This is a genomic window from Echinicola arenosa (assembly GCF_014841125.1).
GTDB classification, from domain to species: domain Bacteria; phylum Bacteroidota; class Bacteroidia; order Cytophagales; family Cyclobacteriaceae; genus Echinicola; species Echinicola arenosa.
The window spans coordinates 91,017-111,082 of sequence record NZ_JACYTQ010000006.1 but is presented as its reverse complement, the minus strand read 5'-3'; the positions used below and the strand labels follow the sequence as shown (position 1 = coordinate 111,082).

Annotated in this window: 13 protein-coding genes; 7 read left to right on the top strand and 6 right to left on the bottom strand. The window is 39.5% G+C overall.

Translation table 11 applies throughout. The features are described 5' to 3' along the window. Window positions 1-26: 26 nt before the first annotated feature. The gene (locus tag IFO69_RS15915; RefSeq protein ID WP_192011126.1) at window positions 27-2,606 is read right to left on the bottom strand and encodes a M1 family metallopeptidase; all 2,580 of its coding nucleotides are present in this window, start codon (window positions 2,604-2,606) and stop codon (window positions 27-29) included. Between the two features lie 48 nt (window positions 2,607-2,654). On the opposite strand from IFO69_RS15915, the gene IFO69_RS15910 reads away from it, so the two are divergent. The 3 genes from IFO69_RS15910 (at window position 2,655) to frr (ending at window position 4,534) form a co-directional block, all read left to right on the top strand. Then, a complete protein-coding gene (locus tag IFO69_RS15910) occupies window positions 2,655-3,149 on the top strand; it encodes an acetyl-CoA carboxylase biotin carboxyl carrier protein subunit (RefSeq protein ID WP_192011125.1) in 495 nt (164 codons plus the stop codon). A 101-nt stretch (window positions 3,150-3,250) separates the two neighbouring features. After that, window positions 3,251-3,961 (top strand): UMP kinase, encoded by a 711-nt coding sequence (gene pyrH, locus IFO69_RS15905; protein ID WP_192011124.1) that lies wholly within the window; start codon window positions 3,251-3,253, stop codon window positions 3,959-3,961. Window positions 3,962-3,973: 12 nt separating this feature from the next. After that, window positions 3,974-4,534: a ribosome recycling factor gene (frr, locus tag IFO69_RS15900; protein ID WP_192011123.1), complete on the top strand. Its 561-nt coding sequence runs from the start codon at window positions 3,974-3,976 to the stop codon at window positions 4,532-4,534. Window positions 4,535-4,600: 66 nt separating this feature from the next. Here frr and IFO69_RS15895 read toward each other — a convergent pair whose 3' ends face one another. Further along, window positions 4,601-7,243, bottom strand: a complete 2,643-nt coding sequence (locus IFO69_RS15895; protein ID WP_192011122.1) for a DUF5686 and carboxypeptidase regulatory-like domain-containing protein — start codon at window positions 7,241-7,243, stop codon at window positions 4,601-4,603. 707 nt (window positions 7,244-7,950) lie between these two features. On the opposite strand from IFO69_RS15895, the gene IFO69_RS15890 reads away from it, so the two are divergent. From IFO69_RS15890 to IFO69_RS15875, 4 genes are all read left to right on the top strand, one after another. Continuing rightward, window positions 7,951-11,124 (top strand): SusC/RagA family TonB-linked outer membrane protein, encoded by a 3,174-nt coding sequence (locus IFO69_RS15890; RefSeq protein ID WP_192011121.1) that lies wholly within the window; start codon window positions 7,951-7,953, stop codon window positions 11,122-11,124. 23 nt (window positions 11,125-11,147) lie between these two features. After that, window positions 11,148-13,013 (top strand): RagB/SusD family nutrient uptake outer membrane protein, encoded by a 1,866-nt coding sequence (locus IFO69_RS15885; RefSeq protein ID WP_192011306.1) that lies wholly within the window; start codon window positions 11,148-11,150, stop codon window positions 13,011-13,013. 101 nt (window positions 13,014-13,114) lie between these two features. Beyond that, a complete protein-coding gene (locus IFO69_RS15880; protein WP_192011120.1) occupies window positions 13,115-16,453 on the top strand; it encodes a VCBS repeat-containing protein in 3,339 nt (1,112 codons plus the stop codon). A gap of 23 nt (window positions 16,454-16,476) precedes the next feature. Continuing rightward, window positions 16,477-17,796 (top strand): vanadium-dependent haloperoxidase, encoded by a 1,320-nt coding sequence (locus tag IFO69_RS15875; RefSeq protein ID WP_192011119.1) that lies wholly within the window; start codon window positions 16,477-16,479, stop codon window positions 17,794-17,796. Window positions 17,797-17,883: 87 nt separating this feature from the next. Here the strand turns inward: IFO69_RS15875 and nadD are convergent, their stop codons facing one another. Genes nadD through IFO69_RS15855 form a run of 4 tightly spaced genes read right to left on the bottom strand, consistent with a single transcriptional unit; the run spans window position 17,884 to window position 19,933 of the window. Beyond that, the gene (gene nadD, locus IFO69_RS15870) at window positions 17,884-18,450 is read right to left on the bottom strand and encodes a nicotinate (nicotinamide) nucleotide adenylyltransferase (protein ID WP_192011118.1); all 567 of its coding nucleotides are present in this window, start codon (window positions 18,448-18,450) and stop codon (window positions 17,884-17,886) included. Then, window positions 18,447-19,028, bottom strand: a complete 582-nt coding sequence (gene gmk / locus IFO69_RS15865) for a guanylate kinase (RefSeq protein WP_192011117.1) — start codon at window positions 19,026-19,028, stop codon at window positions 18,447-18,449. Before gmk ends, nadD begins: the two co-directional genes overlap by 4 nt. Before the next feature lie 12 nt (window positions 19,029-19,040). Next, a complete protein-coding gene (locus IFO69_RS15860; RefSeq protein ID WP_192011116.1) occupies window positions 19,041-19,313 on the bottom strand; it encodes an anti-sigma factor in 273 nt (90 codons plus the stop codon). 29 nt (window positions 19,314-19,342) lie between these two features. Then, a complete protein-coding gene (locus tag IFO69_RS15855; RefSeq protein ID WP_192011115.1) occupies window positions 19,343-19,933 on the bottom strand; it encodes a sigma-70 family RNA polymerase sigma factor in 591 nt (196 codons plus the stop codon). Window positions 19,934-20,066 lie beyond the last annotated feature (133 nt).

Genomic DNA, 20,066 nt, shown 5'->3' with positions numbered 1-20,066 from the left:
TTACTAAGCTTTTCTTTATCAGCAGATTAATTTTCATCTCGGTATGGAGCTAAAAAGTAATCTTCAGCACTTTTAACCTCAGGGTCCCTCTCTTCGGTATAAATCCGCATCACGATTTCCTTGACCCCTTCGTCATCAATGAAACCAAATAAGGCCTGAAATGCAGCCAATCTCATATAGGCATCTTTGTGATTGCTCGCTATTTTTCTGAGATTATCAATGGCCTTTCCACTGCCCTCTTCAGGTAGCTTGGTAAAATAATCCCCATAATACCCGATAAGGTAGTATAGATCCTGACCAGATGTTTTTTCAAATTGCTGATGCAACCACCCCCCCTTACCTGGGATCATCTCACTTGTATAAAAATCAACCAATGGGACAATTGTTCTGATACTCCCCTCTTCCTCGAATAAATAAGCCACTTCTTTCTTATCCAAGTGGGCATCCTCAAGCTCCAGAAAAGCCGATAATGCAGCACCAGTAACATAATAGGAAGAATCTTCCATCCAAAGCAGGTAATTTGTTTCCATATTTGGGGCTTTGTTCTCCGAAAGTGTCTCAATTGCCGAGGCTTTGACACTGTTACTAGAATCATTTGTTGCTAAATCCACTAACTCTTTCAACAAATCTTCAGAAGTGAAATAATCACTAAAACTTCTCATTGTCACTTCCCTTATCGGCCAAAAAGCATCATCTAACCCTCTTTTGATAATAAAGTCAATTTCCTCTTCAGACATCTCCCTCGCTGCTAAGCTGTCAAGTGCTTCATACCTTGAAACCCCTGATTTGGAAAGCTCAAACTGCCTTAACCATTCATTCTTTGTCCTTTTTGTTTTCAATTCAGCCAATGTCTTTTTGAATTCATCAAACATGACCAAATCAACAGGGCTTCCATTCTCTAAAGCAAATTGTTGCGAAACCTGGTTAAGCTCGAATCTTTTACTGAACCTTTTATCACCACTATACCAGCTTACTTCAAATGGAATCCTATACAAAGGCGTTGAAGTCAGATCCTGAATTTGTTTTACACTTAAAAGGATATTTTCTGGCTGGCTGAAATCCCACTCCACTTCCAACTTAGGGTGCCCTGAAGCAAGGAACCATTGATCAAAAAACCAGTTTAAATCTCTTCCGCTAACTTCTTCGAGTGCCAATCTAAGGTCATGCACTTCCACTGACTTAAACGCATGCTCCCTTAAATATAAATTCAACCCTTGAAAAAATGCTTTATCCCCCAAGTAATCCCTAAGCATATGTAAGACCCTTCCTCCTTTTGCATAAGAATGACTATCAAACATATCCTCATCATTCTCATACTCAAAACGAATCAAGTCTACCTGTTTTTCCCCTGCTTCATAAAAGTAAGTTTCCATCTCTCCGATATGATGAAGATCAGCAGCATCTCTTCCTTCAAAATATTCATACCAAAGGTATTCCCCATAATTGGCAAAGGACTCATTGAGCGGTAAGTTTGACCAAGACTCCGTTGTCACATAGTCTCCAAACCAATGATGAAAAAGCTCATGGGCGATGATCCCATCATATTCGCTGTCAATGGCTTCCCGTACATTCATATTAAGCTCTTCCATAAAGATGGATACCGTCGTATTCTCCATGGCCCCTGACACAAAATCTCTTACCACGACCTGATCATACTTTTTCCAAGGATAAGAAACACCTAATAATTCCGAGTAAAACGCAATCATTTCCGGGGCCCTTTTGAAAACCTTCTTTGCTCCTTCAGCATATTGGCTTTCAACATAATACCCTAGCGACAAGTCTCCAGCTTGATCTTCTATTTTTACAAAATCACCAGCAGCAAAGGCCACCAAATAAGGCGCGATAGCTTGACTCATCTCCCAATGATCTGTCCGAGTTCCATCTTGGTTATGCAATTGATCTATTAACTCCCCATTACTAACGGTGGTAAAAGCCTCAGGCACTGTTAACTTGAGATCATGTGTAGCCCGTTCATTGGGCACATCAATGGTCGGAAACCATTTGGAATTATGATTGGTCTCACCTTGCGTCCAAATCTGGGTTGGCTTCATCTCAGAGCTATCTGGATTTATAAAATACAGCCCTTGGTTATCTGTAATGGCCACACTACCTTCACCACTATTCCTGCTAGGGTGAGCAGTGTACTTTATCCCTATTTTAACCGTATCTTCCATACTGTATTCCTTAGGCAAGTAGATTAGCAATTTTTCGCTATTATAACTGATCCCCAATGGTTTTTCATTCCCCTCTTCTACCAATTTTACTTCGTGGATATCAAAATCCTTAGCATCTAGAGCCAATTGGTTTTGATTATAGAAATAGGGCTTGAGTAATAACTTTGCGTCTCCAAAAACCAATTTTCTCTGAAAGTCAAAGCTGATATCCAAGCTCGAATGAAGCAAATCAAATTTCCTTTCTGGGCTTGGACGATAAGCGACTATCTCCTGTTGCTTTTTTTCGGCAATAGAAACCTCTTTGATTATAAACTTTTCAATTTTCACAGAATCCTGAAAAAAATCCGGTGACTGAATGGTACTTTTCTGTGATTGACATGCGAAAAACACCAAAGCCCCTATCATCAGGGCAAAAGAGAATTTAATATTCATAAAGGCCTATTAAAGATTAATTGTATATTTATTGCTAAAATAAATCAAATGTACTCAGTTACCATAAACGAAGATAACTTTAGTATTGAGTCGGATGGAGAGCGCTTTTTGATCAACGGAAATCCTATTGAATGGGATTTGAGCCAGATAGATGATCGACATTTCCATATTATCCGAAACAATAAATCTTACAATATTGAGCTTGTACACTTGGACAAAGTGAAAAAACTATTAACCCTGAAGCTTAACAATAAAGAAGCTCAAGTCTTGGTAAAAGACAAATTTGACCTACTCCTCGAAAAACTTGGCATGAACGGCCAAGCAAACTCCCAAATAACTGCTATCCATGCCCCTATGCCCGGATTGATTCTTGAAATCAAAATCCAAGAAGGGGAAGTTGTAAAGAAAGATCAGCCATTATTGATCTTGGAAGCCATGAAAATGGAGAATATCATCAAGTCTCCAGGAGAAGGAGAAATAAAAAAAATCCTAGTAACTAATGGGGATAGTGTTGAAAAAAATCAAGTTTTGATACAATTTTAGAAACTTAGATTTAATTTTCTTGTCTCAAGAATCTATATTTGTCGAGTTTATCTATTCTATAAAAATATCAAATACAACACGCTGCTAATCGATCGCAAATTATGAAGTACAAAAGAATTCTGCTAAAACTCAGTGGTGAAGCTTTAATGGGAGCAAATGGCTACGGAATTGACTCCAACAAATTGAAGCAATACACCCAGGAGATCAAAAAAGTAAAAGACCTGGGGGTTGAAATCGCCATTGTTATAGGAGGCGGAAATATTTTCAGAGGTGTTCAGGGTGAGAAAGTAGGAATAGACCGTGTGCAGGGTGATTATATGGGAATGCTGGCCACTTTAATCAATGCGATGGCTTTGCAGAGCTCTTTGGAGCAAAACGGGATGTATACCAGATTGATGTCCGGTATAAAAATCGAAAGTGTTTGTGAGCCGTTTATCAGAAGAAGAGCCATCCGACACCTAGAGAAAGGTCGTATTGTGATTTTCGGCGCTGGTATTGGCAACCCTTACTTCACAACAGACTCTACTGCCAGCTTGAGAGCCATTGAAATAGAATCTGAAGTTGTACTCAAAGGAACCCGCGTAGATGGCGTTTACACAGCTGATCCTGAAAAAGATGCCACTGCTGAAAGATATACGAATATTTCCTTTCAGGAAGTGTACGAGAAAAACCTCAATGTCATGGATATGACAGCATTTACGCTTTGTCAGGAAAATAACCTTCCTATCATTGTTTTTGACATGAACAAGGCAGGAAATTTGTACGACTTGATTAAAGGCGAAGAAGTTGGTACTTTAATTACATCTAAATAAGCGATATTAAAAATGGAAGAGATACAGTTAGAACTCGATGAAGCCAAAGAACTTATGCAGAAGTCTGTGGACCACACAGCAGCAGAGTTACTAAAAATCAGAGCGGGTAAAGCCATGCCAAACTTATTGGATGGTATAATGGTCAGCTACTATGGTGCTCCAACACCAATCCAGCAAGTAGCTTCCATCACTACTCCAGATGCCAGAACCCTTAGCATCAAACCTTGGGAAAAAAACCTGATAGGTGAAATCGAAAAAGCTATCATCAACTCTGACTTGGGACTTGCTCCTCAAAACAACGGCGAAATCGTGATTTTGACCATCCCCCCTCTTACCGAGGAAAGAAGAAAATCATTGGTAAAACAAGTCAAAAATGATTGTGAAAACGGTAAGATAAGTGTTAGAAACGTCAGAAAAGAAACCAATGACGCTCTAAAAAAACTTCAGAAAGATGGTGCTCCAGAAGATGAGATCAAAAGAGCTGAAGATGCTGTCCAAAAACTTACTGATCAGTTTTCCAGCAAAATTGATGCACTCTTCGAGAAAAAAGAAGCAGAAATCATGAAAGTCTAATGCTTTCCAAACAAAACCATAAAATAGGCCTGGAAATTTTCAGGCCTATTTACTTTTTAGCCTAAATCAGTCATCCATACTTATATTGATAAAGGTGGCTATGCCGAGACGCACACCGCCTCTCAAGTACTCCCCACCTTCAAAGCCTGCCCCCATTTCGACCCTGAATACCCTGAACAGGTTATCCAAGGAATAGCCTACTTCCCAATAGTGCGGCGAATATTCGGTTTTTAAATAATTAAAAAACACATTTTCCCTAATTCCTGAAAATCTCAACATGGGCAATTGAGTGAACAAAAATTTGCGAAACTGGTAATGCACTATCCCACTGATATAGTTTCCCCTAGTACTGTATTGATAGTAATCCAAAAAGCGATAATTATTGACCGTCCCCATATTGGAGAATATGGTCCGGTTCCCACCAAAGTGTTTAAAGTCCATAAAGTACACTTGACCATCATTAAGGAAAGCACCAGCCTTTATATTAAAGTCCAGTTTCCCACTGACCCCAAATTGAAAATCATGTTTGATTCCCAATTCTAGCTGGTCAAAATCAGCGGCATTTCCCATAAGTCCCGCGTTGGGAATACCTTTCCTATATAAAAAGCTGATCAAAGGAGCCCCTCCATATAAAGGATACTTCTTTCCATTTCTCACGTAATATTTTAACCCTGGACGCCAATTTACGCTCACGTCTGCTATCAATGCTTCATTTGACTCAAAAGAGGATGCCAGAGCTTCTTCATTGTTGGGGATATTTGAAGTGTAAGTTCTTTCCGGCTTGTTATAAAAACTGTAGTTGGACTGATTCTGCAACACCCCTCTATCCTCGTAAGAGAGAGACAAGCTGTAGGTAAATGCATCATGAGGAATATGAGAAAGGTAAATCTTTACGAACTTTTGATTAAAAAGCTTCATATAGTTTTGCCTAAAAAACAATGAATAAAGCGCATTGACCTGTTCACTAATGGGGTTTGAAGCATTGTATTGGTAGATATAATTTCCTCCAGAAATCCCATAAGTAAGCTTGGTTCTGTCCCTACTCCAGGATTTGCTAAAATCAACCATTCCGTAAAGTTTATTGCTGGAAAAGCCATACCGGATTTCAGGTTTTATCCTCCATGAATTTTCTTGCCCACTAATACTGTCTTTGCTTACTTTCCTATAAAAACCGGAAAACCCAAGCTTGAATCCTTCAACTGTGTTGAAAGATATTTTTGTCCAGTTCGTCGAAAACCCAGCAGATCTGCCATTTCCAAAATGATAACGTCCTCCACCAATAATGTCTAAAGGATTAAATTTTCTTTTCGCTTTGTTCGCTATCGAGTCCACGTCACTTTTCTTCGCCGCTTCCACTACAGCAAGACTATCATCTCTTTCATATCCCAAGATTTCCTTTTCAGTAAGTTTAACTGGCCTGATACTATCCCAATAACTTTGATTTCGCTCCTTAGCCAGAGAATCAACACTATAATTTCTCATCGCTACAACTTCCGCATCTTTTCTTTCCTTCAAACTCTCCTTCTCATATTCATTGATCATTTTCCTAAAATCCTTTCTGGACATCTGTTCAGCATCTGCAATTTGCTTCACTGCTGATTCCTTATGGTCAAAACCAGTTATTTGCTCCGGAATATCATCAACCTTTTCATCAAGAATCTCTGTTTCCACAACCAAATCTGGATTTAGTTTGATCTGATAATCACGGGTAGAAGCCAAATATTTATAATTCCCCTCAAAACCAAAAAACTTCCCTCCAAAGGTATAAATATGGGTAAGTGGCATCCAGACATTTTCTTCAACTGGAGCATATTGTTGCGTGACCCCCACATCAAATCCCATGATAGAAGTCTTTAGCTTTAGGCTATGAATGGCCCACAAATCTTCAATAATATATATATGCCCTTCAAAAACCTGTTCTCCCCTTGACCGGGGTGTGACCCTAATTTTATTGATCAAAACTCCATTTTCAAAAAAAGTCCCTTCATGCTTGAACCTATAATAAGCAAAAGCAGATTTAGAAAGCGGAGAAATTACCTCATTGACCTTGTCCGCATAAAAACTAGCTCCAATATAAGGTGCTGGAGAAGTTTGGTTGTTCTCACCATTTGTCCTGATACTGATGACGCGTTCATTGATTTCATTGGGTTGTTTGAATGTAATTTCTGAGACTGATTCAGACGTGTATGCCTCATTCAGCGCTATTCCTTCTTCTTTCAACTTTTTCTTCAAGAAGAAAGGGGCATCAGTCAATTCACCGGTACCCTTTATATAAACCCTCATGCTGTACTCCTCTACCTGAAGTCGATGAAATTTAGCCTTTGAAATCGCTTTGCGCATTACAGTGAGAGCTGGATCTTCTGCACCTCCCTTGATCTCTACTTCCTCTAATGCATACATTTGGGGTTCAAGCTCTATTTTCAACTCTACCCAACCTGAATTGATCTGAACCGTTTTCTGAACCGACTTATAACCTAGGTGTTGTACTATAATATCATAATACCCCGATGCAAGAGGGTATTCAAAATCACCATCTTGATTGGTTGGTATCCCATCATTGATGTTTCGAATAAACACTGAAGCATAGGCAAGAGGATCACCGTCTCTGGATAGAACCCTGCCCCTTATACCTTGAGCTTCGATCAATCCCACAGACATAAAAAAGTGGAAGAAAACTAAAATAATTACTCTAAGTAAATCTTTGGACATGGCTTGATTATTAAACAATTACATCGGTAAAATAGCCATTTCTCTTCAATTCACTCTATCCTTTGACAAGCTTTAACATTCAACTGGTTAGATGGTAAGAACAAAATACATCGCAAAAAAGACATAAAAAAAGCTTCCTAAGAAGCGACAGAAACAAAGAACGGACAGCCATTAGCTGCCAATTCTTTCCATTTATTTAAACCTTACGCATTAAATATAAGCCCCTCTTTTCCCAAATCAAAATTATGCTGTTAGTATTTCCAATTCTAACAACCACCTTATTATACTCATTAATGAAATCGGAAATGATGTTAAACGTATTTTTAACACAAAAAAAAATTTTATTTTAAAAATTGAATATAAAACACATTACAAACCAATAAAAATCGAAAAACGTTAATAACAAGTTAAAAAAAATAATAAACAACCATAAATTCAAAATTTTATTCTTTAAAAACTAAATTTACAGTCAATTTCTGAAAGGATTTTAATAAAATTTAACCTTCAACCGATTCCGATTTCTCTTTTTTCAATATACCAGATTGATATTATAATTTATTTAATCAAAAAGCTTGATTAATTTAAAATATAATAACTAAAAAAACGGAACACATAAAATATAATATTGGATTTCTCAATTCAAACAAGCATTTTTATTATACAGTTAATAATTAACAATTTACATAACCCAATTTAACAAAACCCACATGAAAAAAACTCTACAAAAGTTGAGAGTTCTTTTGCTATGCGCTTTGTTTTTATTTTCAATGCAAACGATAGCACAGGGACAAAGTAGGGAAGTGACAGGTAATGTCATCTCTGCTGAAGATAGCCAACCTTTGCCAGGTGTTTCAGTCCTAGTTCAAGGGACTACTAGAGGAACAGTAACAGACCTGGACGGAAACTTCAAAATCACCCTTAATCAAGGAGAAGATGTTCTAATTTTCTCGTTCATCGGTTTTGAAAGTCAAAATGTGCTTGTTGGAAACCAAACTAATCTTTCTGTCACACTAAATTCAGACGTACAATCACTGGGAGAAGTGGTCGTAGTAGGCTACGGTGAGCAAAAGAAAGAAACAGTAACAGGTGCAGTAGCTTCCGTAAAAGGCTCCGAGCTGGCCAAGTCACCCGCTACTAACATTTCAAACTCCATTGCAGGAAGAATGCCTGGTGTAGTAGCCGTAAACAGAAGCGGTGAGCCTGGTTATGACGGTTCAGGTATTAGAATCCGTGGTTCAAATACCTTGGGTAATAATGACGCACTCATCGTTATTGATGGTATTCCTGCAAGAGCGGGTGGTTTTGAGCGACTTAATCCTAATGATATCGAAAGCATCTCTGTCTTGAAAGATGCTTCCGCTGCCATTTATGGTTCCAGGGCTGCAAACGGTGTTATCCTAGTTACCACCAAAAGAGGTAAAAGTGGTAAGCCAGAATTATCCTACCAATTCAACCAAGGCTGGGCGCAACCTACCGTATTGCCTGACATGGCAGATGCTGCGCAATACACAGAAATGCTTAATGACCTGAGTGTTTATGAACTTCCTGTAAATGAATGGCAAGCGGCAAATGATGCCTATAAAAGTACTGGGGTTTATACAAGACCAAATGGTCAGGAAAGAGCAGCTCCTTTTACTCCTGAGGACATCGCTGCTTACAGGGCTGGAAACGACCCGTGGAACTACCCAAACACAGACTGGTATGGAGAAACACTAAAGACATGGTCTCCTCAAGTAAGACATAACCTCCAACTTAATGGTGGTAGTGAAAATGTTAGATATTTGGCTTCTTTGGGCTACCAAAATCAGGATGCCTATTATAAAAACGCAGCCACAGGGTACAAGCAATATGATCTAAGAATCAACTTAGATGCCAAAATCAATGATTATATCAGCGTAAAATTAGGTGTCCTAGGTCGTGAAGAATATCGTTTTTTCCCTACAAGAAGTGCTGGTGCCATATTCCGTATGCAAGTTCGTGGTAAGCCTCACCAACCAGCTTATTGGCCGAATGGTCTTCCAGGGCCTGATATTGAAAACGGTGAAAACCCAGTAGTGATTACTACGAACGCTACAGGCTACGACAGAGACAAAAGGGATTATTTCCAATCCAATGGTGAAATAACCATTAAAATCCCTGGTGTGGAAGGGCTTAAGTTTGTTGGAACAGCTGCTGTGGATAAACTTTCTAGAGATCAAAAAAGATGGGAAATTCCTTGGACACTTTATGAAAGAGGCAATGGATTTGAAGATGATGGGGTGACCCCTGTATTGGTACCCAGTCAAAGAGGGCCTGCTGAACCACGATTGAGCCAAACTCACTATAACCAGTTAAATATATTATTGGGGGGCGTATTCACTTATGAAAGGACTTTCAATGAAGCCCACACTTTAACTGTTTTGGCAGGAACAAACCGTGAAACAGAAGAAGGAGACAATTTCAATGCCTTTAGAAGATACTTCATTTCTCCTGCCATAGACCAAATGTTTGCTGGTGGTGACTTGGAAAAAGACAATGGTGGAGGGGCCTATGAAAGAGCAAGATTGAATTATTTTGGACGTGTAGCTTATAACTACAAAGAGAAGTACCTAGCAGAGTTCCTTTGGAGATATGATGCTTCATACATCTTCCCTGAAAATACTCGTTACGGTTTCTTCCCTGGCATTATGTTAGGTTGGGTAGCTTCTGAAGAGGACTTCTTTAAAAGCGCACTTCCTGGTTTGGAATTTTTCAAAATCAGAGGTAGCTGGGGACAAATGGGTAACGACCAAATCTACTTTGATGGAGCCCTGCAAGAATACCAATTCCTTTCCACCTATGGATTTAGCAGTTACATCATAGACGGTACTGAGACCAAAACTTTGTTCGAAACCAGAGTACCAAATACAACCATTACCTGGGAGATTGCCAACAATTCAAATATCGGTATTGAAGGACAAATGCTTGACGGTAAAATTTTCTTCGAAATGGATTATTTCTACAACAAGCGTACCAATATCCTTTGGAGAAAAAATGCATCAGTTCCACAAAGCACCGGACTATCACTTCCCGCTGAAAACATAGGTGAAGTGGCCAACTCAGGCTTTGACTTCTTGTTAGGATACCGAGGAAGAGCTGGAGAGTTCAGCTATAGCGCCAGTGTAAACGGCGGATATGCTAAAAACAAGATACTTTTCTGGGATGAAGCCCCTGGAGCGCCAGAGTGGCAAAAATCAACAGGCAAGCCGATGAACACTTTCCTAGTGTACCAATATGATGGTGTGTTCCCCGACCAAGCTTCTATTGACGCTGAAACTTTGGATTATACAGCTATCACCAATGAATTACGCCCAGGAGACATGAAGTATGTCGATTATAATAATGATGGGGCGATTACTCCTGATGACAGGGTTAGAATGGACCAAAATGACATTCCTATGTTCCAAGGAGGTCTTAACCTAACCGCTCAGTATAAAAACTTTGATCTTTCCATTTTGTTCCAGGGTGCATTTGGGGCCCGTCAATATATCAGTGCTGGTGAGTCAGGCAATATCGGTAACTACTTCTTGGATATTTATGAAAATAGATGGACAGTGGATAACCCTAGCTCCGAGCATCCAAGAATTGCCAATAGAAGTGACCAGTACTATTCCAATGGAAACACCTATTGGTTTAGACAAACTGATTATATCCGTTTGAAAAACTTTGAAATAGGTTATACACTGCCGAGGGAAGTCGGAGAAAAAGTAGGCATTAGCAATCTAAGAATATTTGCAAATGGTTTGAACCTGTTTAACATCATGAACAAGTCGGGAATATTAGACCCAGAGTCCAACAGTTCAACCGGTCAGTATTATCCTCAAGCAAGAGTAATCAATACAGGCCTTTCACTCACCTTCTAATTATTTAACCTACAAGAAAGATGATGAATAAACTTAAAAATATAACTTACCTGGTCTTGGTCGGATTATCTGTTTGGACGATGACCAGTTGTAATGACGATTTTGTCAACACAGATCCGCTAGGCGAAGTATCAGAAGGTGCTGTTTGGTCTGATGCTGCACTCGCAGAAGCTGCGGTTACAGATATCTACGCCGGGTTAGGCAATGGTGGATTTGATGAACAAATGTTAGCCTCACTTACAGATGAAGCCATATTTACCCACCCTGGAAGGGGGATTACGACCATCACTGAAGCCAGATCGAACCCTGCAGACATCGGTTGGGTAAATGGTACACTTTCCTGGGGGAACATGTACAGTCGGATTCGTGCTTGTAATGTAGCCATTCAGAACCTGACGGAACCTCAATTCTCCAATGACAACGGCATTGTGGATAGATTGATGGGAGAAGCTAAATTTATGAGGGCATATTATAGCCATCAATTGTTAAGATACTATGGTGCTTTTCCAATTGTGGACAGACCTTATGAATTAGGTGAGGAGACTTATGAAATAGCAAGAAATACTTGGGAAGAATGTGTCAACTTTATCGTTCAAGACTTGGACGATGCCGCCACTCTTCTTGATGGTAAATCCATGGCCTCGGGTAGAACCAATAGAGTGGCAGCATTGGCTTTGAAATCAAGGGTATTGTTGTATGCTGCTAGTGATCTTCACGACATCCCTACTGCATCAGCCCAGTCATCTGTGATTTCCGGTTATGCCAACCAAGAATACCTCGGCTATACTTCTGGAGACAGAACCCAAAGGTGGCAAAGAGCCAAAGATGCTGCTAAAGCTGTTTTGGATAGTGATGATGGAAACATGCTTAACCTTAGTGCACCTGTGTCGCATGAAGAAGGAATCCAAAACTACATGAACAATTCACTTTCCAAAAATGGAGGAGAAAATGAGCTGATCTTTGCAAGGTATTTTATCAATGCAAAGCAGGAAAATGGAGGACGTCAAGGTCTCTTCAATGGACCAAACGGCTACAATAACTGGGCAGGGAACACACCTATCCAACATTTTGTGGATGATTACGAAATGATGGACGGTACTTCATTTGATTGGAACAATCCTGAACATGCTTCAGCACCTTATGAAAATAGGGATGCTCGATTCTATGCTTCTATTCTTTACGATGGCTCTCAATGGAAACCACGCTCAACTGCCAACCAGCCAAGGGATCCACTAGGCCAAATTCAAACCGGTCAATATGAAATCATCTCTGGTGGTCAAACCGTTATTCACTTCGGATTAGATACCAGAAATAGCCCTATAGAAGACTGGAATGGCAGCTATACGGGTTACTACATGAGAAAATTCATCGACCCAGACCCGAACATCGTTGATCAAAATACTTGGCAAGAAATCCCTTGGCCAGTACTAAGATATACAGAAGCTGTCTTGAATTACGTGGAAGCATGTATAGAACTGGGAGAGGAAGATGAAGCAAGAAATTGGCTGAACAAAATCAGATATAGGGTTGGAATGCCTGCCATCAATGATACTGGAGATGCATTAATGGAACGTTACCGAAATGAAAGACGGATAGAAATGGCCTATGAAGAGCAGCGTTATCATGATTGTCGCAGATGGATGATTCCTGATGAAACCCTTGGCAGGAAAGCCAATGGAATCAATATCGTGGGTACACTCAAACCCGGAGAATCCTTGTCCATCTATCGTTATGATCCTAGCATTTATAACTATTCCTACGAGGTAATGCAAATTGATCCAGGTAAAGAAAACAGAACTTGGTTGGATAAAATGTATTTCTTACCAATCCATAGAGATGAAATGAACAGAAATCAGTTACTGGTACAAAATCCGGGATACACGGAATAACCACTTGCCTATTGTTATTTTTTAATAAAGAATCTATACCAACCCTCAAGTGATTGGTGTAGATTCTTTTTATATTTAACAGTAAACCTAAATCATCCAATATGTTAAAATATTACCCAAAAATAACTTTCTTTGTGTTAGTAATCTTCTCTTTCATCAGCTGTCAAACGCAAACTGATGAAGAAAAAGAGCAAGAGATTACCCCACTTTTTTCCCTATTAAGTCCTGAAAAAACCAATATTACTTTTGTAAATAAGCTCACCGAAGGCCTAAACACCAATGTGCTCATGTATGAATACTTCTATAATGGGGGTGGTGTAGCTATTGGTGACCTCAATGGAGATGGATTAGACGACATCTATTTCACGGGTAATATGTCTAGCAATAAGCTTTACCTGAATAAAGGCAACATGGTCTTTGAGGACATTACTTCCGTTTCAGGTGCAACAGGACGCACAGGCCCATGGAAAACAGGAGTGAACATGGCCGACGTAAATGGGGATGGACTTTTGGATATTTACGTTTGTTACTCTGGGAACTTAAGGCCAGAAAAACGAAAAAATCAGCTATTTATTAATGAAGGCAACAACGAAGCGGGCATCCCTCAATTTAGTGAGCAAGCAGAAAAATTCAATATTGCCAGCAGTTCTACCAGCACACAAGGAGCTTTTTTTGACTTTGATAATGATGGCGATCTAGACCTTTTTCTTCTAAATCATAACCACAAGTCCCTTCCTGTTCTTGACGAAGCCAGTACTGCAGAAATCATGAAGACCCAAGATCCAGCCGGGTCACAATTCTTTAGGAATGACAATGGCAAATTCACAGAAATCACCCAAGAAGCTGGCATTCAAAACTCTGCCCTATCTTATGGCCTTGGAATAGGCGCCGCTGACATCAATGGAGATGGCTGGACAGACCTTTACATTTGCAATGACTATACTGCCCCTGACTACCTCTACATCAACAACCAAGATGGCACCTTCTCAGATCAGATAGGCAAAAGTTTAGGACACACTTCCCACTTTTCAATGGGTAATGACATTGCCGATATCAACAATGATGGATTGCTCGACCTTTATACTTTGGATATGCTTCCTGAAGACAATAAACGTCAGAAACTTTTAATGGCTCCCGATAATTATGAAAAATTTGATTTCAAGGTCAATGTTGGCTTTCATTACCAGTACATGAGGAATATGCTACAGGTAAATAATGGAAATGAGACCTTTAGCGAAATCGGGCAACTCTCTGGCATATCCAACACCGACTGGAGTTGGTCTGCTCAATTTGCCGATTTCGATAATGATGGATGGAAAGACCTTTATATCACCAATGGTTACCTCAAGGATTATACTAACATGGACTTCCTGAAATTTATGGGAGACTATGTTCAGAACAATGATGGCAATATCAGAAGACAAAATGTTTTGGATTTGGTCAAACAAATTCCTTCTTCCAGTCTGTACAATTATATGTTCAAGAATAATGGAGACTTAACCTTCGAAAAAATAAGCGAAGACTGGGGGCTAAATTATGCTTCTACTAGTAATGGCGCTGCCTATGCCGATTTGGACAATGACGGGGACCTTGACCTGGTTGTCAATAACATTAACCTAGAAGCATTTGTATTTGAAAACCAAAGCAATAAACAACTCAGCAACAATTATCTAAAAGTCAAGCTGCTAGGAGAAAAACAAAATAAATTTGGTTTAGGAACAAAGATCACTCTTTATAATGGTGATCAAGTATATTTTCAGGAGCAAATGCCGACAAGGGGCTATCAATCCAGCATATCACCTGTTCTTCATTTTGGTTTGGGAAAAGCAGATGTACTTGATTCAATACAAGTGGAATGGCTATCAGGAAAAGTACAAGTGCTAAGAAATGTACAAACAAACCAAACATTGACCATTTCAGCAGCTGATGCATCAGAGAAAGAGTTAAACAAACAACCAAGTCAAAGCTATTTTGTGCACACCACTTCACCAATCAGCTCAAAAACATCAACAAATAAGATCAATGACTTTAAGCGGCAACCTTTAATGGTCAACCCTCTTTCATTCAACAGCCCAATTATGGTCAATGGAGATGTTAATGGAGATGGCTTAGAGGATATTTTTGTTGGCGGAGGGCTTGGAGATGCAGGTACTTTGTTTCTGCAAAACAAAAATGGTGGTTTTGACACAAAAATTACTAATGAATTTCTCGAAGACAAGGATAGCGAAGATACCGACGCCACGTTCATAGATGTTAACGGAGATGGCCATTTGGACTTGTATGTATGTAGTGGTGGCTATGCCAACTTTATGCCTCAAGACAAGAAACTTCAAGACAGAATCTACATTAATGACGGCAAAGGTAACTTGAAAAAGTCGCCAGAATCCTTGCCACAAATGCTTATCAGTTCTTCCTGTGTCACCAGTGCGGACATCAATAACGATGGGGCTGCTGACCTTTTTGTAGGAGGAAGAGTAATTCCAGGAGCTTATCCCGCTATGCCAGAAAGTACTATTTTAATCAATGACGGAAAGGGCAAATTCTCGGATCAAACATCCGCATACTCACCCGGTCTAAAAAATATTGGACTTGTCACTGATGCAGAATGGACAGACCTGGAAAATGATGGTCAACTGGAACTTGTTATCGTAGGAGAATGGATGCCTGTCCATGTTTTTTCATTGACCAACCAACAATTGCAAGAAAGCACCTCTAAATATTTTGACAAAAACTATTCAGGGTGGTGGAACAAACTGTTGGTAGATGATCTCAATGGCGACGGAAAAATGGACTTGGTAATAGGAAATCAAGGTACCAACACCCAAATACATGCCAGCCCAAATGAGCCTACAGAAATAATTTTCAAAGATTTTGATGGTAATGGCTCTATTGATCCTATTCTTTGCTGCTATATCCAAGGCGAAAATTACCCTTATGTAACGCGCGATGAACTTTTGGATCAGATTGCTAAAATGAGAACCAAATTCAACAGCTATAAAGGTTATGCAGATGCCAAAATCAACGACATTTTTACAGAGGATGAGCTGGAAGGAGCAACAACTCTTTCTGCCAACTATCTCAAGACTGCTGTATTTTTAAGTAATAATTCGGGGAAGTTCAAGGAGGCCGATCTCCCCATCCAAGCTCAATCCTCACCTGTTTTGGCCATTTCTAGTACAGACTACAATGGAGATGGTATCAAAGACTTGATCCTTTGCGGCAACATTGAAAAGGCACGCTTAAGGTTTGGGAAATATGATGCCAACTACGGCATTCTCTTGGAGGGGAACGGGCAAGGAGGCTTCCACTATATTCCTCAACAAAAATCAGGTTTTGAACTGAAAGGAGATGTCCGAAGCATTCTCCAAATCAATGACAAATGGCTCTTCGGCATTAACCAAAAAGGCATTGTGGCCTATCGCAGATCGACAAATATTTAATTCAATAAATACCTAACATTATAATGAAGTACCCAGTAAAATTATTCAGTATCCTTATTTTGACAGCTTTTGCATTAAGCTGTCAGGATAAAACCAAAGACCTTCCCGATATTCCTTCAAGTTATATCGGTGAAATCACGATCCAAATGACGGAATTGATGATTCATGATGTCACCAACCCGCCCCTGGCCGCAAGATTCTTTTCCTATGCTTGCCTGACCGGGTATGAAATTGCCTCTCAAAACGACAGCACGCTAGAGGATTTGCATGGTGTTCTCAATCAGTATCCAGATATAAAGAAACCTGAAGGATATCCTGAACAATCTTATCAGCTGAGTGCTATTCTTGGCATGTTGGAAACAGCCAAAAAGATCCAACCATCTGGCACGGAGCTACAAAGTTTTGAAGAAAGTATTTTAGACAGCTGTAGAAGAATGGGCTTCAGTGAGGAAAACATTGAACAATCCTTGGCTTATGCCCAAGACATCAGTAAGGAAATTCTTCAGTATGCTAAAGCTGATGGATATAATCTCATTAGCAATTACCCTCGCTACACGCCCCTTGAAATCCCGGGAAGCTGGTACCCTACCCCTCCAGGCTATTTTGCCCCCGTAGAGCCTTACTTTGACACCGTTCGACCATTTTTTCTTGATTCCGCAGCCCAATTTAAGCCAGAACCTCCTGTAGCTTTTTCAGAAAATAAAGATTCAGAATTTTACAAAATCACCAAGGAAGTTTATGATGTAGACCTCTCTGGCGAAAACAGCGAAATCGCCGCCTTTTGGGACTGTAATCCTTTTGCTCTTCAAGACAATGGCCATTTAATGGTTGGGATGAAAAAGATATCTCCAGGTGCCCACTGGATGGGAATTACCAACATAGCTTGCAACAAAGCGAAACTCTCTTTTTCAGAAGCCTTGGAAATTCATACCATGGTGGCAGTTACCTTAATGGATGGTTTTATAGCTTGTTGGGATGAAAAATACCGTAGCAACCGTATTCGTCCGGAAACAGCCATCAGAAAATACATTGACCCTACTTGGACTCCTTTCTTACAAACACCTCCTTTCCCTGAATATCTAAGCGGCCACAGCACAGTATCAACTGCTGCCTCTGTGGTGCTCACCCATTATTTCGGAGAGGAATTCCCTTATTATGACACGGTTGAGGAGAGGTATGGCCTAAAGGCAAGAAGCTATTCTTCATTTACCCAAGCAGCCAATGAAGCAGCCATAAGCCGTTTGTACGGAGGGATACATTTTATGGATGCCATTACAAGGGGACAAACTCAAGGAAGGGAAGTTGGACATTGGATTCTTAATAAACTAAATAAAAAAGCCTGAATTATGATGTCCCCCAAAAAGTTGGACGGTTTAAGAAAGTTTAAATTTAGTGAAGAAGCTCGGGATTGCACCGGGCTTTTTACTTTTTTAAACAAAAAACTTTTTTCCTTTAATATAATCTTCCACTAAGGGAGGAAGTAAATAGGTTACAGATTTCCCTTCTTCTATTGATTTTCTGATAAATGTAGCCGAAATATCAATCAATGGCGCTTCTACATGCTTGACATTTGGATGATCGTAATCCACAGATTCCCCTGGCCTCGGATAAACATACAACCCATATTGTTCCAATATCTGATCACTATTTTTCCATTTATGAAAGTGGGTCAGATTATCTCCTCCAATAATCAACTTAAAGTCATGTTGTGGATACTTGTCTTTAAGATAGGCTAATGTGTCAACCGTGTAGCTTGGTTTAGGCATGTGGAACTCCACATCCATTGCCCGAAAATGATAGTTTCCTTCTATGGCCAATTCGACCATCCTCAAACGGTCAAACTCATGTAATAGGGCCTTGCGTTGCTTAAAAGGATTTTGGGGAGAAACAATGAACCAAACTTCATCAAGATCAGTACTGTCCTGCATGACATTGGCGATAATCAGGTGCCCAATATGAATGGGATTAAACGAACCGAAAAATAAACCTACTTTCAATTTCCTTTATGCTCAATGAAGTCATTGACTAACTGCTCTGCCTTTTCAAAGGACTTTTTCATATCATCATTGACCAGTGTCACATCAAACTTCTCTTCAAATGACATTTCAAATTTAGCTTTATAAATTCTCCTGGAAAGGCTTTCTTCAGATTCTGTACCTCTATCTTTTAAGCGTTCTGATAAGGTGTCCAATGAAGGAACTTTCACAAACACAGCTAAAGCACGGTCCCCGAAATACTTTTTTAAATTAAGCCCTCCTTTAACATCAACATCAAAGACTACATGCTTACCGCTATCCCAAATTCGCTGGATTTCTTCTTTGAGGGTACCATAAAAATTACCTTCATAAACCTCTTCCCATTCTATAAAGGCATCTTCATCAATTTTCTTCTTGAATTCATCTGGGCTTAAAAAATAATAGTCCTTACCGTGAACTTCGTGCCTACCTCGCTTATCTCTTGTGCAGGCTGATATTGAAAAGCCAAGATCCGAGCGATTGGATAGAAGATGTTTTACAATAGTGGTTTTTCCGGAACCCGATGGAGCCGAAAAGATAAAAGCTTTTCCAAATGACATGGTGGTGATTACTTATTTTACATCCTCTATTTTCTGCCTGATACTTTTGGCCAATTCACTTGGGACTTGTTGTTTGGTACACTTGTTTTTGAGCACTTCTCTTATTGCTTGCTCCAAATGAAAGTGCTCAAAGCATGGTTGGCACTTGGACAGTTTTTCCTTGAGGACATCCTTTGACGCGTCCTTGTCTTCCCCATCTAGAATACTCTCTAAAAGTTGGAAGCATTTGCTCACATCACCACACTTTAGTTTCCTTTCTCCGGATGATTCTATGTTTTTGTCCATGTTATTTATTTTTCGCTCTCAAACTTAATTCACTCTTCATCAGCATTATACCCCATATCCTTTGCATAAGAATGTAATTTCTCCTTCAATAAGTTCCTTGCCCTATGTAATCTTGACCTTACAGTACCAATCGGGATATCCAATATCTTAGCCATTTCTTCGTAAGTAAATCCCTCAAGGTCACACAATATGATCACAGTCCTGAAATCTACTGCCAGACTGTTCAATGCATTGGAAATTTCATCTCCAAGCATATCCTTAACAGTATCCACTCTTAAATCAGAAGTGATATTATAATCAACACTATCTGAGTTATAATAAGTTTCAACCTCTTGGTAATCAACCTTAGAAGGCTGCTTACTTTTCTTTCGATACTCGTTGATAAAGCTGTTCTTCAAAATGCGGAACAACCAAGCCTTGGCATTAGTGCCCTGCTCAAAACTATTGATAAAACGATATGCCTTCAGATAAGTATCCTGAACCAAATCCTTCGCATCGTCTTCATCAAAAGTAAGCCTGAAGGCAAAGTTATACATCGAGTCTATGTGAGGCATAAACTCATTGTCGAATATATTATTCTTCTCTTTATCGGAATATTTTTTCTTTTGTACCTCAGACATAAGTTTCAAAAATAATCATTGACTTAATTTATCACTAATTTTTTGAAAGAATTCACTTGATTTCATTTATTTTGGATTCCAAAAAGCTCGCGATTCCCCTTTCAATAGGTCGAGTTTAACGTAACACAATAAT